The sequence below is a fragment of the Reichenbachiella sp. genome (assembly GCF_033344935.1).
In the GTDB taxonomy this organism is placed as follows: domain Bacteria; phylum Bacteroidota; class Bacteroidia; order Cytophagales; family Cyclobacteriaceae; genus Reichenbachiella.
Window position 1 is genome coordinate 2,706,798 of record NZ_JAWPMM010000001.1, and the last position, 15,161, is coordinate 2,721,958.

13 protein-coding genes are annotated in these 15,161 nt (G+C 39.6%); 9 read left to right on the forward strand and 4 right to left on the reverse strand.

The genetic code is table 11. The annotated features are described in order from the left end of the window. Nucleotides 1-60: 60 nt before the first annotated feature. The 3 genes from R8N23_RS11805 to R8N23_RS11815 are packed head-to-tail and all read left to right on the forward strand — an operon-like array spanning nucleotide 61 to nucleotide 4,976. On the forward strand, nucleotides 61-1,173 hold the full coding sequence (locus R8N23_RS11805; RefSeq protein WP_318171804.1) for an imelysin family protein: 1,113 nt from the start codon (nucleotides 61-63) through the stop codon (nucleotides 1,171-1,173). Further along, nucleotides 1,163-2,536: an HTTM domain-containing protein gene (locus R8N23_RS11810; RefSeq protein WP_318173573.1), complete on the forward strand. Its 1,374-nt coding sequence runs from the start codon at nucleotides 1,163-1,165 to the stop codon at nucleotides 2,534-2,536. The genes R8N23_RS11805 and R8N23_RS11810 overlap by 11 nt, the downstream gene beginning before the upstream one ends. After that, entirely contained in the window at nucleotides 2,517-4,976 is a 2,460-nt protein-coding gene (locus R8N23_RS11815; RefSeq protein ID WP_318171805.1) for a TonB-dependent receptor, read from the forward strand. Before R8N23_RS11810 ends, R8N23_RS11815 begins: the two co-directional genes overlap by 20 nt. Here the strand turns inward: R8N23_RS11815 and R8N23_RS11820 are convergent. From R8N23_RS11820 to R8N23_RS11835, 4 genes are read right to left on the reverse strand one after another with little or no spacing between them, the layout of a single operon-like run. Further along, complete coding sequence (locus tag R8N23_RS11820; protein WP_318171806.1) at nucleotides 4,973-5,431, reverse strand: heme-binding domain-containing protein; 459 nt, start codon at nucleotides 5,429-5,431, stop codon at nucleotides 4,973-4,975. The two genes, R8N23_RS11815 and R8N23_RS11820, sit on opposite strands and share 4 nt — an antisense overlap. A 39-nt stretch (nucleotides 5,432-5,470) precedes the next feature. Further along, nucleotides 5,471-6,223 (reverse strand): glucose 1-dehydrogenase, encoded by a 753-nt coding sequence (locus R8N23_RS11825; protein ID WP_318171807.1) that lies wholly within the window; start codon nucleotides 6,221-6,223, stop codon nucleotides 5,471-5,473. Then, nucleotides 6,220-7,050: a mechanosensitive ion channel family protein gene (locus R8N23_RS11830; RefSeq protein WP_318171808.1), complete on the reverse strand. Its 831-nt coding sequence runs from the start codon at nucleotides 7,048-7,050 to the stop codon at nucleotides 6,220-6,222. Before R8N23_RS11830 ends, R8N23_RS11825 begins: the two co-directional genes overlap by 4 nt. Nucleotides 7,051-7,073: 23 nt before the next feature. Then, a complete protein-coding gene (locus R8N23_RS11835) occupies nucleotides 7,074-7,571 on the reverse strand; it encodes a mechanosensitive ion channel family protein (protein ID WP_318171809.1) in 498 nt (165 codons plus the stop codon). A gap of 125 nt (nucleotides 7,572-7,696) precedes the next feature. Between R8N23_RS11835 and R8N23_RS11840 the strand changes: the two genes are divergently transcribed. From R8N23_RS11840 to R8N23_RS11865, 6 genes are all read left to right on the forward strand, one after another. Next, complete coding sequence (locus tag R8N23_RS11840) at nucleotides 7,697-8,515, forward strand: DUF4197 domain-containing protein (protein WP_318171810.1); 819 nt, start codon at nucleotides 7,697-7,699, stop codon at nucleotides 8,513-8,515. Between the two features lie 55 nt (nucleotides 8,516-8,570). Next, nucleotides 8,571-9,035: a hypothetical protein gene (locus R8N23_RS11845; protein ID WP_318171811.1), complete on the forward strand. Its 465-nt coding sequence runs from the start codon at nucleotides 8,571-8,573 to the stop codon at nucleotides 9,033-9,035. Between the two features lie 196 nt (nucleotides 9,036-9,231). Beyond that, entirely contained in the window at nucleotides 9,232-11,097 is a 1,866-nt protein-coding gene (locus tag R8N23_RS11850) for a DNA topoisomerase IV subunit B (protein ID WP_318171812.1), read from the forward strand. Between the two features lie 3 nt (nucleotides 11,098-11,100). Further along, nucleotides 11,101-13,800, forward strand: coding sequence for a DNA gyrase/topoisomerase IV subunit A (locus tag R8N23_RS11855; protein WP_318171813.1), 2,700 nt, complete (start codon nucleotides 11,101-11,103; stop codon nucleotides 13,798-13,800). Next, entirely contained in the window at nucleotides 13,793-14,491 is a 699-nt protein-coding gene (locus R8N23_RS11860) for an RNA methyltransferase (protein WP_318171814.1), read from the forward strand. The genes R8N23_RS11855 and R8N23_RS11860 overlap by 8 nt, the downstream gene beginning before the upstream one ends. Next, a complete protein-coding gene (locus R8N23_RS11865) occupies nucleotides 14,492-15,091 on the forward strand; it encodes a vancomycin high temperature exclusion protein (protein WP_318171815.1) in 600 nt (199 codons plus the stop codon). Nucleotides 15,092-15,161 lie beyond the last annotated feature (70 nt).

The following is a 15,161-nucleotide window of genomic DNA, read 5'->3' on the forward strand; positions in this document are numbered from 1 at the left end:
ATGAATTGATAATAAAAAATTGGATGAGGTCAGTTCTAAACTGACCTCATTTTTAAGTTTATGAAGGTTTCTAGAGTTTTCTTATTAGTATTTACAGTTTTCTTATTCTCTTGCGATACAGGAAGCGATGAGTCCGCCGGTGATAATTTTGATCGTGGGGCTATGTTAGCCAATTGGGCGGACAACATCATTATTCCTGCTTATGCAAACTATGAAAAGGAATTGGACGCACTCGTGTCATCAGTTGAGACCTTTACGGCTGATGCTTCTGAAAGTAATTTGGTATCTCTAAGAGATAAGTGGCAGTCGGCTTACCTGGCCTGGCAATGGGTATCTATGTTTGAAATTGGTAGGGCAGAAGCACTTAGTATGCAGAGTTATTCAAATTTGTATCCTACCAATCCCACTGAAATAGAAGCCAGTATTACTTCTGGTGATTACAATTTGGAGCTCCCTTCAAGAAGAGATCAGCAAGGTTTTCCAGCTATTGATTATTTGATTAATGGTTTGGGGAGTACTGATGCAGATATTGTCGCTTTCTATACAAATATTCAAACTGGTTCTTCTTATAAAACCTATTTAAGTGATATAGTCAATAGATTACATTCCATGACCACGGAAGTAGTGGAAGATTGGAATAATGGTTACCGTGACACTTTTGTAAACAATGACGGTTCTAGTGCGACTGGTGCGGTTAATAAGGTGGCGAATGATTATATCTATTATTTCGAAAAGCACTTACGTGCCAGTAAAATTGGTATTCCGGCAGGTGTATTCTCAAGCAATTCACCTGATCCGACGGATGTAGAAGCTTTTTACAATTCAGACTTTTCAAAAGCGCTTTACGAAGAAGCTTTAGCGGCAAGTGAAGCCTTTTTTAATGGTCAGCATTATGGCAGTGCAACGAAAGGGGAAAGTTTTGCTACCTATCTGGAATATTTGAATTCAATTAAAGAAGGAGAGGATTTAGTTAAGTTGATCAATGATCAGTTTGTTACAATAGAAACTACAGGGGCAAATCTTTTGGATGATTTCTCTGAGCAAGTAGAAACAAATAATACATTGATGCTCAATACCTATGATGAGCTACAAAAGAATGTAATTTACTTCAAGCTCGACATGTTGCAAGCATTAAATATCAAAGTCGATTATGTAGATGCTGATGGTGACTGATGGGCAATCATCATATTGGAATCAATCTTTACAGGCCGCTCCACTAGCGGTCTTTCGTATTTTATTCGGGCTGCTCATGTTTATGAGCATGATTCGATTTTGGGCCTATGGCTGGATCGAGCGGTTGTACTTAGACCCCAGTTTTCATTTTACCTATTATGGTTTTGAATGGGTGAAACCTTTGGGGGGATTTACTTATGTCATATTCATTGTTTGTGGCTTATCTGCATTGATGGTTGCGGTGGGCTATAAGTATCGAATAGCTATTATTGTTTTCTTTTTGAGCTTCACCTACATCGAGTTGATGGATAAGACCACCTATCTCAATCACTATTATTTTGTAAGTCTGGTGAGTTTCGTTCTTATTTTCCTACCGGCCCATGTTTATGCCTCCATTGATTCATGCAAGAATCCAACAATGTCATTTGATTATATACCCCGTTGGAATGTAGATGTCCTCAAATTGATGCTCGGTATTGTCTATTTCTATGCTGGTTTAGCTAAGTTGAATTCTGATTGGTTAGTTCACGCCATGCCTCTGAAAATGTGGTTGCCTGGTGGTTATGATTTGCCATTATTGGGTTATTGGTTGCAGCAGACCTGGGTGCATTATGCATTGAGTTGGATGGGTGCCTTGTATGATCTGACGGTTCCCTTTCTATTGCTCTATGCGACTACCAGATGGTTAGGGTATTTTATGGTTATTGTTTTTCATGTCCTTACCAGTATGCTATTTCCTATCGGAATGTTTCCATACCTCATGATTGCCTGTACATTAATATTTTTCACACCATCATTTCATGTCAAAGTGTTAGAAAAACTGAGTCAATATGTTCCTTGGTTGAGACCAACGGCTCACTCTGGTCGTTCTTTGAACATTGACAATAAATCTTTATGGCAGAGCGTAAGATTGAACTTGATAATCGTTTTCTTTGCGCTCCAATTGGCCATTCCATTTAGATATCTGTTGTATCCTGGAGAGTTATTTTGGACAGAAGAAGGCTTTCGGTTTTCTTGGCGTGTGATGTTGATGGAAAAAGCTGGTGTGGCTAGTTTCAAAATTGTTGATGGGAAAACAGGTCAACGGTTTTACGTGGAAAACAGAGACTTTCTCACACCATTCCAAGAGAAGCAAATGTCATTTCAACCTGACTTTATTTTGGAATACGCCCATTATTTAGGACGACATTTTGAGTCTCAAGGACATCAGAATGTTGAGGTGTATGTAGATAGTTTTGTGGCGCTGAATGGGAGATCAAGTCGCCCATTTGTCAACCCCAAAGTTGATTTAATGAAGGAAAAAGAGTCATTCAAACATAAAGATTGGATTTTACCATTCGAAGATGAGATTAAAGGTTTGTAGTTTAATAGGGGTGTTGCTATTGCTGGTTCAGGTTTCCTGGGCACAGCATGAATTGAAGGGTAGAGTAACAGACGCTGTTTCAAAAAAAGGAATCGCTTCTACTCAGGTTTATATAGAAGAGTTGAAAACATTGGCTGATACCGATAAGAGTGGCTATTACCGTTTCAAAAATGTTCCTTCTGGCAAATACACGTTAATCGTTTTTTCTTATCAGTACGAAACACTGGCTACGCAACTAGAGCTAAGTAGCAATCAAACCTTAGACTTCGAACTCTCCGAATTGTTGACTGAGCTTTCAGAGGTGGTTATCAACCAAAAGAAGGAAGAGATATTTAGTTTGAAGCGTCTCCAGCCAGTAGAAGGAACGGCTATCTATGCGGGTAAAAAAAGTGAAGTAATTCTGTTGGATCAGATGGTTGGTAATCGTGCGAGTAATAACGCCCGTCAAGTATATTCTCAAGTGGTTGGGCTCAATATTTATGAAAGTAATGACGGAGGACTACAGCTGAGCATAGGAGGAAGAGGACTGGACCCTAATCGTACTTCAAACTTTAATACCAGACAAAATGGATATGATATCAGTGCAGACGTTCTGGGTTATCCGGAAAGTTACTATACGCCACCGGTTGAGGGGCTTGAGGAGATCGAAGTGATTCGTGGCGCCGCTTCCTTGCAATATGGTACACAGTTCGGAGGGCTGATCAATTTCAAAATGAAAGAGCCTGTGGCTGATAAGAAGGTGGAGTTGGTTTCACGGCAAACCATTGGTTCTTTTGGCCTTTTTACTAGTTTCAACAGCCTGAGCGGAACGGTAGGCAAATTCAGTTACTATACTTATTTTAATTACAAACAGGGCAATGGATACAGACCCAATTCAGACTTCGATTCTAAAAACTTCTTTGCCAATTTTGGATATGCATTTAGTGATGAAACGAGCGTCTCTGCGGATTTTACTTATCTCAAATACCTGGCGCAGCAAGCTGGCGGATTAACCGATAGCCAGTTGGCAGAAGACCCCATGTTTACCAATCGAGAGAGAAACTGGTTTGAAGTAGATTGGAAGCTGTATTCTATCCGATTAGATCATAAGTTCTCCAACCGCACCGATTTCAGCCTGAATGTGTTTGGATTGGATGCCGAGCGTAATGCGCTTGGATTTAGAGGGATCCCAGGACCAGATGGACTCAATAGAAATCCAGTGAGCGAACCGGATTGGACCGATGAAAATGGGAATTATATCTACCCAAGAGATTTAATTAAAGGGAGTTTCAATAACTGGGGTGTAGAGGCGAGGTTGCTGACGAGATATAGCCTTTTTGATCGAGATGCTGTGTTCTTAATCGGTACCAAATTTTACAAAGCAAACAATACATCGTTACAAGGACCAGGTTCATTTGGTAGTGACGCTGATTTTACATTCGATCGGAATAATTCTACTTATCCTAATGTTTCTGACTTTACCTTTCCCAATCAGAATTTGGCCTTTTTTGGAGAGAATATATTTTACCTGAATGATAAATTATCTATTACCCCAGGCATAAGAGTTGAGCACATTAAAACGGAGAGTGACGGTGCTTATCGTATATTTCCTGACTCCAGAGATACGACTGATGTAGAATCTCTACCTAGAACATTTGTTTTATTGGGTTTAGGCTTGAGCAATGAATTCAATCCCAACCTGGAGTTGTATTGGAATTTTTCTCAGAACTATCGTTCGGTTACGTTTAGCGACATTAGAACCGTAAATCCATCATTTATCATCGACGAAGACATTCAGGATGAAAATGGATATACTTCAGATATTGGGTTGCGTGGAAAATGGAAGAAGTATTTGTCTTATGACGTTGGAGGATATGTGATGATGTATAAGGATCGTATAGGAATTGTGTTTGACAATAGGGCCAATCGGGTAAGAACCAACATTGGCGATGCGATGATCTATGGTTTAGAATTTTTTGCTGATTGGAATCTTGTAGAGACTTTAAAATGGAACAATAAAAATTTCAAATTCAATTGGTTCGTCAATGCAGCTTTCACGGGATCCAAATATCTCAACGCTATTGAAGGGAATAACAACGTAGACGGAAATAAAGTAGAATTTATTCCAGATGTTAATATCAAAACTGGCTTGAACATGGGGTATAAAAATCTTTTGGCCAGTGTGCAATTAACTACAATGACCAAACAGTTTACCGATGCAGAAAACTCGGGTGTAGCAGAACCTGGCAATGCCAGGGAAGGGGTGATAGGCGAAATTCCAGCCTATCATATCGTTGATTTTTCGTTGTCTTATAGTTACAAGATGTTGAAATTAGAAACGGGGATCAATAACCTGACGGACAACAACTACTTCACCCGAAGGGCCACAGGCTACCCAGGGCCCGGTATCATTCCATCAGACGGCAGAAGTTTCTATTTGACTTTAGGGATCAAACTTTAATCCTGCTCTACGCCTGGCAAGCTTTTTACCCAAGCCACTAGTTTTTCTACTTGTTCATCCGATAAGCTAGTCTCTCCGTGAATAAATGTATAAGAGGATAATGGCATTTCTCCTTCCTCTACTTCTTCATAGAACTCTTCTAGTTTGTGCAAAGCTTTCTTTTCTGAGTAAGTACCCCATTCAGAAAGGTTGAAGTGCTCACGACCTTCTTCGATATGATCCCCGATCCACCACGAAAGAGGGGCAACGCTGGTGTACCACGGGTACTCTGTATGATAAGAGTGACAATCATAGCAAGAAGTCTTAATCATCTGCGCAATTTCTTCGGGCGGATTGGTCATTGCGATGAAATCATTGTTCACATCATACGATGGATTCTCTTTGTCAATTCCGAAAAATTGCATGATGATCAGAACGGCAACAAGGCCAGCGATAATTTTTGTCTTTAGTGTCATCTTTTTACTCTTGAAAAATTGGATTCGAATATAGAAGATTTAAATAGTAAAACCACCATCCGCGGTATAAACACCACCTGTGCAATAAGAAGATGCTTCTGAGGCAAGAAACAGCGCGAGGCCTGTAATCTCATCCGACTCTCCAATACGCTGAAGCGGTAGATGTTTAACAAACTTCTGGGTTAGGTCATCATTACTCCAAAGGGCTTCACTAAACTTAGTTTTAATCAAGCCCGGACAGATGACATTGGCGCGAATACCTTGGGGACCAAGTTCTTTTGCTAATACTTTTGTCAGAGAAATCAGTGCCGCTTTGCTTACACTGTATATACCTAAATGAGCTTCAGGTGAAATACCACCCACACTACTGATATTGATAATTGAACCACCAGCTTCCATATGTGGCACACAAAGCTTGACCAATTCAAATGGCCCTTTCACGTTTACATCCATGATCTTATCAAAGGCTGCTGTGTCTGTTTGAATTACTGGTCCAAAAACGGGGTTGGTGGCGGCATTATTCACCACAATATCAATCTTTCCGTAAGCTTCCAGGGTTTTATCTACCAAGTTTCCAATTTCATCCAAGTCACCCGTATTACAAGCCACTCCAATAGCTTCAAATCCTGCGGCTGTAATTGTCTCAGCCACTTCATCTACGGCTTCTTGCTTTCTGCTGGATACGACTACTTTGGCACCTGCTGCGGCATATATCGAAGCCATGGCCTCGCCAATTCCTTTACTTGCACCGGTGATGATGGCTACTTTATCTTTAAGTGAAAACTTGCTCATTTCGTATGATTGGATTTAATGTGAATATCTGTTTGAGGGAAAGGAATTTCAATTCCGTTTTTATTAAACAACTCGTTGATTTCGAACCTAATATCACTTTTGATCGATTCTATCTCCCACATATTTTTTGACCAAAATCTGATTTCCAGATCTAGTGATGAATTACCAAAATTCATGAATCGCCCAAATGGTTTAGGTTTTTTAGCTACTTCTGGATGTTTGGCAGCTGCCTGTTCTATCAATGCGGTAGCTTTTCTGACATCCGAGCCATAAGCCACGCCTACACTTACTTTGAATCGAGTAGACTGGCGGTTGTGAGACCAGTTGATCACTTTGTCACTGACTAATTTTGAGTTGGGTACAATAATAATGATACCATCTCTGGTCACGACCTCAGAAGTTCGGATATTGATCTCTGTGATTTTTCCTACCAATCCTTCCAATTCAACTATATCCCCGATAGACACAGTACCTTCAAAGAGTAATACCAAGCCAGACACGAGGTCGTTGAATTGCTGCTGAACCCCAAGTCCGAAACCTACTAATAGCGCGGCCGAACCGGCCAATAATAGGGTGAGCTTAACACCGACCAATTCTAAGCCAACAGCAATTGCTGCCACGATTACTACATATTTAATGATTTGATAAAAGGCCCAGGCTCTACCTTCATCAAATTGACCAATTTTTATTTGTCTTTTGAAAAAACGTCTAAGAATAAAGAGAACCAATCTAGTGGCTACTACCACACCCACAATGGCAAGGATATGATAGACCATAATATTGATTTCACCGAAGTGAACAAGCTTAAACTGAAGGAATTCTTTCATTGGTAGTTTGAGGTTGTTAAAGACTAATCCTTAATTTCCATAATAGGTTTTTGCAATGCAAGGTTGTTAGGGTAAAATACCGTTTTTTTCTTTTCTACTTCGAGTTGCAATGAGAAGAGAGTCATATCTATTATGGTTCCTTCAATAGTATTGTCTCCGTCTACTATTCTGATTTTTGTTCCTATACGATGTGGAAAACTGAAGAAGAGCACGGCGCTTGCAGTAATGTTGCTCAGGATAGACCAACTGGCAAAAAGTGCGATGCCGGCTACAGTGAAAAAAGAGGCGAAATAGATGGCAATACCTTCAAAAGTGATGTTCCAAATGAACCCCAGGAGAATTAAACAAGTTACTGTAAACGTGCTATTTATAATCTTGGCCGTGTCCGCGGCGCGACCCTTCTTGAATTTGCGACTAGTTGCAAATTTTTCTGTATAGCGCCTCGTAAGAAACTTGGCAATAGAATAAACAATGAGCAATCCTACAGAAAGTGAACTTTGAATGATAAGCTTATCTTGCATTGATTAATTGTGATAAATAGTTTTATTGGATCGAAGTTAGAATTTAATTCTTTTATTTTCTCGACTATGATGCAACAAAATCACTCTATTTTTGATTAGTATTAGAGAAACATAAATTGATTATTATGAAATTTCCGCTATTGGTTGCGATCCTGGCTTTCTTATTTGTTTCATGCGATGAACTCGATGAAATTCTAGACTTAGGTTTATCCGATGAAGAGATTGTTGAAGGTTTGAAAGAGGCTTTGGATACAGGATTGGATAGTGCGGTGACTTCAGGGTCCTCCGTTGATGGTTATTTAAAAAATGAAGCCATTAAAGTCTTGCTACCTGAAGAGGTGACTAAACTGCAGTCAGAGATAGCAAGTGGAAGTGTAGCCGGTGTCATATCTTATCAAGATCTCCTGGATTTATATGTGGCAACAAATGCAAATATAGATACAGACCCATTCGAAGAACTCGTGGTTGCCATGAATAGAGGAGCAGAGAGAGCCGCCACAAAAGCCACTCCGATTTTTGTGGACGCAATTACGAGTATGAGTTTTACGGATGCCTTGGGTATTTTGCAGGGTGGAGAAACAGCCGCTACAGATTACTTTAAAACAAATACTAGCAGTGCATTAATCACTGCATTCCAACCAGATATTAAAACTGCACTAGGAGAGACTGCTGCTACAGATATCTATGCAGGGGTTGTTGATTTTTTAAGTTGGGAACATACTGAAACTGTTTTGTTTGTACCTGTAACGGTAAAAGTGAATGACTACATAGGTCAGGATCTCAGTTTACCTGAAACTTTAGACGAATACGCAACTACCAAAGCGGTAGATGGCCTATTTCATTTAGTAGGTGAGGAAGAAAAGAAGATAAGAAAGAATCCACTCGAATATGCTAGTGACATTATCCAAAAAGTCTTTGGCAGCGATGAGGCTACGGGTAATTAATCATTCGATTCATTTCCACATTATGTACATTTGTGTTTTGAACTGACGCGACAAAATGATTAAGATCACCAAACTTCTTTATACCCTTTCCATTTTTGTTTTTCTTGTTACCCTGCTTTATGTATATGCTTTTTTACCAGATCAAATTGGCGTATTCTTCGATACAACTGGTAATGCATCGATATCTATGCACCGGGCCGATTTCTTTTACTCAGCCTTAGGGTTGTTTATCCTAACTAACGGATCTATCCTGTTGTATAGGAGGATGAATAGGGGATACCTTAATCTTGGAAAAACGAGTTTTGAAGATATGACAGCCTCTGAGATTATTTATCACTGGCTCAACGGACTTTCATTTGTTATTAATGTGATTTACATCTTTTCAATCATGTTTGTAGGTATGTATCACAATTCAGAACATTTTGATATCACCAACTATGTCGCATTGATTTACATCGGTCCGGTACTTTTAGCTGGCTGGATTTTTTGGTTTATTTATTTACAATTTTCAAAGAGGTAAAAAACTTCTGTCTGTCAATTAGTTATGCCGATTGATTTAAATAATCAGTCAAATATTTTCATGATTTTCAGACCGATGCACGAGTATTTCGAGTTGAAATTTTTACTCCAAATGCTCTATATTCACCTCCGATTTTGGAAAGTGTAAAACCCCCATTTTTAGTTTTTGATTAATAATCTTTAGGAATAGGAGACGTATGGCTGCTAGTGTAGAATATAATGAAGATAGTATCAAGTCACTCGATTGGCGAGAGCACATCAGGCTGAGGCCTGGTATGTATATAGGTAAGCTTGGAGACGGATCAGCCGTCGACGATGGAATCTATGTCTTGGTGAAGGAAGTGATTGATAACTGTATTGATGAGCATGTCATGGGACATGGCAAAACCATTCACGTGAAGGTGGGTGATCATCGTGTAGAGGTCAGAGATTATGGTCGTGGGATTCCTCTTGGTAAAGTGGTTGACTGCGTTTCAAAGATCAATACTGGTGGAAAATACGATTCTTCAGCCTTTCAAAAGTCAGTAGGATTAAATGGAGTGGGTACCAAGGCAGTAAATGCGCTTTCTACTTATTTCAAAGTCCAGTCTTTCCGTGAAGGCGAAACAAAACTGGCAGAGTTCAATACAGGGGAATTGACCAATGATGCCAAAATAGCAAAGACCTCTGAGCGAAACGGGACATTGATTGCTTTCGAACCAGATAATACCGTTTTTAAAAATTATCATTTCATTCCTGAGTATTTGGATAACCAAATCTGGAACTACGCCTTTTTGAATGCGGGATTGACTATCAATTTTAACGGGCAGAAATATCATAGTGAGAATGGGCTGTTAGACCTGTTGACAAGAAAGTCAGATGTTGATACTTTACGCTATCCCATCATTCACCTCAAAGGTGACGATATAGAACTGGCCATCACACACTCTAATCAGTACGGAGAGGAGTATTATTCATTTGTGAATGGGCAGTATACCACACAGGGTGGTACGCACTTGGCTGCTTTTAGAGAGGCGGTGGTAAAAACCATCAGAGACTTCTATAAAAAAGATTATGATGCTGCAGATATACGAGCAAGTATAGTAGGAGCGATTGCTGTAAGAGTGCAGGAGCCTGTTTTCGAATCTCAAACAAAGACGAAACTGGGTTCTTTGAATGTGGCACACGATGGACCAACCATGAGAAGCTTTGTTCTTGATTTTGTGCGTAAAGCATTGGATGATCATTTGCATAAGAATCAGGAGGTTGCTGATGCACTACTCAAGAGAATTCTTCAGTCTGAGCGTGAGAGAAAAGAAATTGCTGGCATCAAGAAACTCGCCAATGACAGGGCCAAAAAGGCCAATCTCCACAACAAGAAACTGAGAGATTGTCGTTTGCACTTTGATGATAAAAAAGGAGATGAGGATAAAAAGTCCGAAACCATGCTTTTCATCACCGAGGGAGATTCAGCGAGTGGATCCATCACAAAATCAAGAGATGTTCAAACGCAGGCGGTATTTAGTTTGCGAGGTAAGCCATTTAACTGCTTTGGTCATACCAAGAAAGTGGTTTATGAAAATGAAGAATTCAACCTGCTTCAGCATGCACTTAATATTGAAGATGGTATCGAAGGCTTACGTTATAGAAAGATAGTCATTGCCACTGATGCAGATGTAGATGGTATGCACATTCGTTTATTGCTGTTGACTTATTTCTTGCAATTCTTTCCTGAATTGGTCAAAAGTGGTCACGTTTTCATTTTAGAGACACCACTATTTAGAGTGCGTAATAAAAAGGAAACGATTTACTGCTATAGTGATGAAGAACGACAGCGAGCGATTCACAAACTAGGAAGTAAACCTGAAATTACCAGATTTAAAGGGTTAGGAGAGATTTCGCCAGAAGAGTTTGGAGAATTTATTGGAGAAGATATTAGACTGGAACCAGTCATACTTAGAAAGGATACCAAGATAGAGGATCTATTAAAATTCTATATGGGTAAGAACACACCAGATAGACAAAATTTCATAATTGATAAACTAAGAGTTGAAAAAGACTTAGTAGAGGAAGAACTAGTTTAACCAATGGAAGAAAATAATAATATCAACGGCCAAAATCCATCCAATGAACCTTTGCACGATGTCATTCCAGTTTCTGGGATGTATGAAAATTGGTTCTTGGACTACGCATCCTACGTTATTCTTGAAAGAGCCGTACCAGCCATCAATGATGGTTTAAAACCAGTACAACGTCGTATCCTTCATGCCATGAAGGAAATGGATGATGGCAGATACAATAAGGTAGCCAATATCATAGGCAGTACCATGCAATATCACCCGCATGGAGACATGTCCATTGGTGATGCTATGGTGAATATGGGCCAAAAAGAGTTGCTCATTGACATGCAGGGCAACTGGGGAGATGTACGTACTGGTGACCGCGCGGCAGCATCAAGATATATAGAAGCCAGGCCATCTAAGTTGGCTTTGGATATTCTATACAACCCCCAAACTACCGAGTGGCAATTGTCCTATGATGGTAGAAAGAAAGAACCTGTCACCCTTCCAGTTAAGTTTCCTCTGTTGCTTGCTCAAGGGGTAGAAGGTATTGCCGTAGGATTATCTACAAAGATTCTTCCTCACAATTTCTGTGAGCTGATCGATGCGTCTATCAAGCACTTGAAAGGTAAATCTTTCAAGTTGTACCCGGACTTCCAAACGGGAGGTATGATTGATGTGGAAGAATACAATAAAGGTCATAGGGGAGGGAAAGTGAAGGTTCGTGCCAAAATCGAAGAGTACGACAAAAAGCAGTTGGTGATCAAAGACATACCATTTGGGACTACTACTACCAGTTTGATTGAATCGATCATCAAAGCCAATGACAAAGGCAAAATCAAGATCAAGAAGGTCATAGATAATACCGCCAAGGATATTGAGATTTTAGTGCAATTAGCACCTGGTGTATCTCCTGATATTACTATAGATGCGCTCTATGCCTTTACTGATTGTCAGGTATCCATTTCACCCAATGCTTGTGTGATTGTGGACGAGAAGCCCATGTTTACGAATGTGCATGAGATTCTCAAGATGAATACAGATCAAACGGTAGATCTTCTTCGTCAAGAGTTGGAGATTAGGAAAGCTGAGTTGTTAGAGAAAATCTTATTCTCTTCTTTGGAAAAAATATTCATTGAAAACCGTATCTATAGAGATATAGAGGAATGTGAGACATGGGAAGCTGTAATTGAGACGATTGACCAAGGATTGGAGCCTTTTAAACCACAATTCTATAGAGAAATCACGCAAGATGATATTGTTCGATTGACGGAAATCAAGATCAAGCGTATATCCAAGTTCGACTCATTCAAGGCGGATGAGATGATGCGCAAGCTTCAGGAAGAATTGGCTCAAGTAGAGCATCATTTAGCCAATATTATTGATTATGCTATAGCTTACTTCTCCAATCTGCTCAAGAAATATGGAGAAGGCCGTGAAAGAAGAACAGAAATCTCTTCGATCGAAACTATTGCAGCCACTGCCGTAGCTGCCAATAATGCAAAACTATATGCCAATTATAAAGACGGGTTTATCGGCTATGGTTTGAAAAAAGATGAATTTATCTCTGATTGCTCTGATTTGGATGATATTATCGTTTTCAGAAAGGATGGACGATGTGTCGTCACGAAAATACAGGACAAAGTTTTTGTAGGAAAGGACATTATATATGCGGGCGTCTTCAAAAAAGGGGACGAAAGGATGGTTTACAACTTGTGTTACCTGGATGGCAAATCTGGACGTACGATGATCAAGCGCTTCAATGTAACGTCTGTAACCAGGGACAAGGAGTATAACCTCACTAAGAGCGAAAAAGGCTCTAAGGTTCACTATTTCACTGCTAACCCAAATGGAGAGGCAGAAGTAGTCACTGTTTATCTAACAGCGGGCGCTAAAGCACGTAAAAAAGTATTTGACTTTGACTTTGCCGAAATAGACATCAAAGGTCGTGGAGCTGGTGGTAATATTCTTACCAAGTATCCAGTCAGAAAGATCGAATTGAAGACTGCAGGAAAATCAACCCTCGCAGGCACTGACATTTGGTATGACGAGACCATAGGAAGACTGAACCGTGATGAGCGAGGAATTCATTTGGGTAATTTCAATGCGGAAGACTATGTGATTGTCTTCTACAAAGACGGTAGCTATGAGCTCACTTCATTTGAGTTGTCTAATCATTACAACCAAAGTCAAATTTTTAGTATTCACAAATTCGATCCTGATCAAGTACTTAGTGTATTACATCAAGATGGAGAGTCTAAGGTAGTGTATGTCAAGCGATTTACTATAGAAACACTTACTGTAGGTAAGGCATTTTCATTTATCAATGAGTCACCTAATTCTAAGTTGCTGCATATTTCTACAGTAGACGAACCAAAGGTGAAAGTGACTTTTAGAAAGAAAGGAGAACGCGCCAAAAGTGAAAGAGAATTTGCATTGGCAGAGCTAATTGATAAAAAAGGATGGAAATCTATCGGTAACAAATTTCCGGTTCAGAACATTTCTAAAGTTGTGGAATTAAGTGCTGAAAGTGAAGCGAAAGAAGTCGATGAACCTGCAGTTGATCCAGAGCTGCTGGAAGGTCTAAAAGCTGAGGTACAAAAAGAAGTGGAGCAGGAGGAAACTAAGAAAGAAGGCTTTGATGTAGGGAGTTCAATAGACTTAAGCAGTTCAAAATCTGACGACGAGGACGACGAAGACAAACCACAGCTTGGACTTTTTGAATAACCGCGCATATCAGGAGCAATGGCTAGCTTATATGTCTGAATATGTGACAGACAATAAGAAACAGCTTTTTGAAAAAGTACTCAGCACACGTACTCGTTATTTGACAGTCGTTCTAGAAGATTTATTCAAGGCGCACAATGCGAGTGCGGTGATGCGTACAGCAGAAGGTCTGGGGATTCAAGACATACATGTAGTGGAACAGCGAAATGCTTATGATTACAATCCCTATGTGCTAAGGGGAGCAGGAAAGTGGCTTACACTGCATAAATACAATCAAACAGAGCAGAACATGCGAGTCTGTTTTGATCAATTGAAAAGTCAGGGATATCAAATCCTGGCTACTTCACCGCATGAATATGCGAAAGACTATCGTGAGTTTGACATCAAACAAAAGACAGCGGTAGTATTTGGTGCAGAAGAAACAGGAATCAGCGATTTTGTAAAAGAGAATGCAGATGGATTTGTGCAAATTCCTATGTACGGCTTTACAGAAAGCTTTAATATATCTGTGAGTGCCGCCATCGTTTTAGAGGATTTTTCTAGACAAATTAGGGATGATAGGGAAATTGCTTTATCTCCTGATGAAATATTTGAATTGAAATTAGAATGGTATCAAAAAATGGTACCTAACGTAGAAGTACACCAGCGAGCATTCGACAAGAAAATAAATGAGGAAGAGAAAAACTTATAAATGCTGAAACTTATTAAATGGCTGGTCATAATTACTCTTTCCTTCATTGTTTTTTGCAATGTTTGGATTGTAGGTTCTACTCATAGTGGAATAATAGAGGACAGTAGGGAACTTTTAGGAGCAGAAGTAGGACTAGTATTTGGTACGAGCCAACACCAAGTCAATGGTGAATCAAATCCATTTTTCAAACACAGGGTGCAGTCTGCTAAACAATTATTACTTTCAGGAAAAGTAGAACGCTTAATTCTAAGTGGCTCCAAAGATTCTATCTATTATGATGAAGCAGAAGCTATGAAAGCCGCTTTGGTGGATCAAGGAATAGCACCAGAAGCACTTATACTGGATAAATATGGTAACCGAACACTAGAATCTGTCGCCAGACTTAGAGATGTATATGGTTATGATCAATGCATATTGATTACTCAAGAGTACCATGCTTATAGATGTTTGTTTATTGCCGAAAAAATGGGCTTGCATGCCCAATGTTATATCGCAAAAACACCAGACAAAAAGGCTCACCTTTGGGCTTTGTTGAGAGAGTTGTTAGCACGGACTAAGGCGGTAATGGATCTATATATACTTTCGGATGTCACGAATTAGTCTTTTTATTAAATAGGATCACTGTTTTTTTTCTTAGCCCCATATAATAACTTCGCTTCAAACTTGCTGA

Excerpts from the sequence above, each read along its gene's own strand:
- R8N23_RS11805 (WP_318171804.1), top strand. The coding sequence starts at position 61 with ATGAAGGTTTCTAGAGTTTTCTTATTAGTATTTACAGTTTTCTTATTC.
- R8N23_RS11810 (WP_318173573.1), top strand. The coding sequence starts at position 1,163 with ATGGTGACTGATGGGCAATCATCATATTGGAATCAATCTTTACAGGCC.
- R8N23_RS11815 (WP_318171805.1), top strand. The coding sequence starts at position 2,517 with ATGAGATTAAAGGTTTGTAGTTTAATAGGGGTGTTGCTATTGCTGGTT.
- R8N23_RS11820 (WP_318171806.1), bottom strand. The coding sequence starts at position 5,431 with ATGACACTAAAGACAAAAATTATCGCTGGCCTTGTTGCCGTTCTGATC.
- R8N23_RS11825 (WP_318171807.1), bottom strand. The coding sequence starts at position 6,223 with ATGAGCAAGTTTTCACTTAAAGATAAAGTAGCCATCATCACCGGTGCA.
- R8N23_RS11830 (WP_318171808.1), bottom strand. The coding sequence starts at position 7,050 with ATGAAAGAATTCCTTCAGTTTAAGCTTGTTCACTTCGGTGAAATCAAT.
- R8N23_RS11835 (WP_318171809.1), bottom strand. The coding sequence starts at position 7,571 with ATGCAAGATAAGCTTATCATTCAAAGTTCACTTTCTGTAGGATTGCTC.
- R8N23_RS11840 (WP_318171810.1), top strand. The coding sequence starts at position 7,697 with ATGAAATTTCCGCTATTGGTTGCGATCCTGGCTTTCTTATTTGTTTCA.
- R8N23_RS11845 (WP_318171811.1), top strand. The coding sequence starts at position 8,571 with ATGATTAAGATCACCAAACTTCTTTATACCCTTTCCATTTTTGTTTTT.
- R8N23_RS11850 (WP_318171812.1), top strand. The coding sequence starts at position 9,232 with ATGGCTGCTAGTGTAGAATATAATGAAGATAGTATCAAGTCACTCGAT.
- R8N23_RS11855 (WP_318171813.1), top strand. The coding sequence starts at position 11,101 with ATGGAAGAAAATAATAATATCAACGGCCAAAATCCATCCAATGAACCT.
- R8N23_RS11865 (WP_318171815.1), top strand. The coding sequence starts at position 14,492 with ATGCTGAAACTTATTAAATGGCTGGTCATAATTACTCTTTCCTTCATT.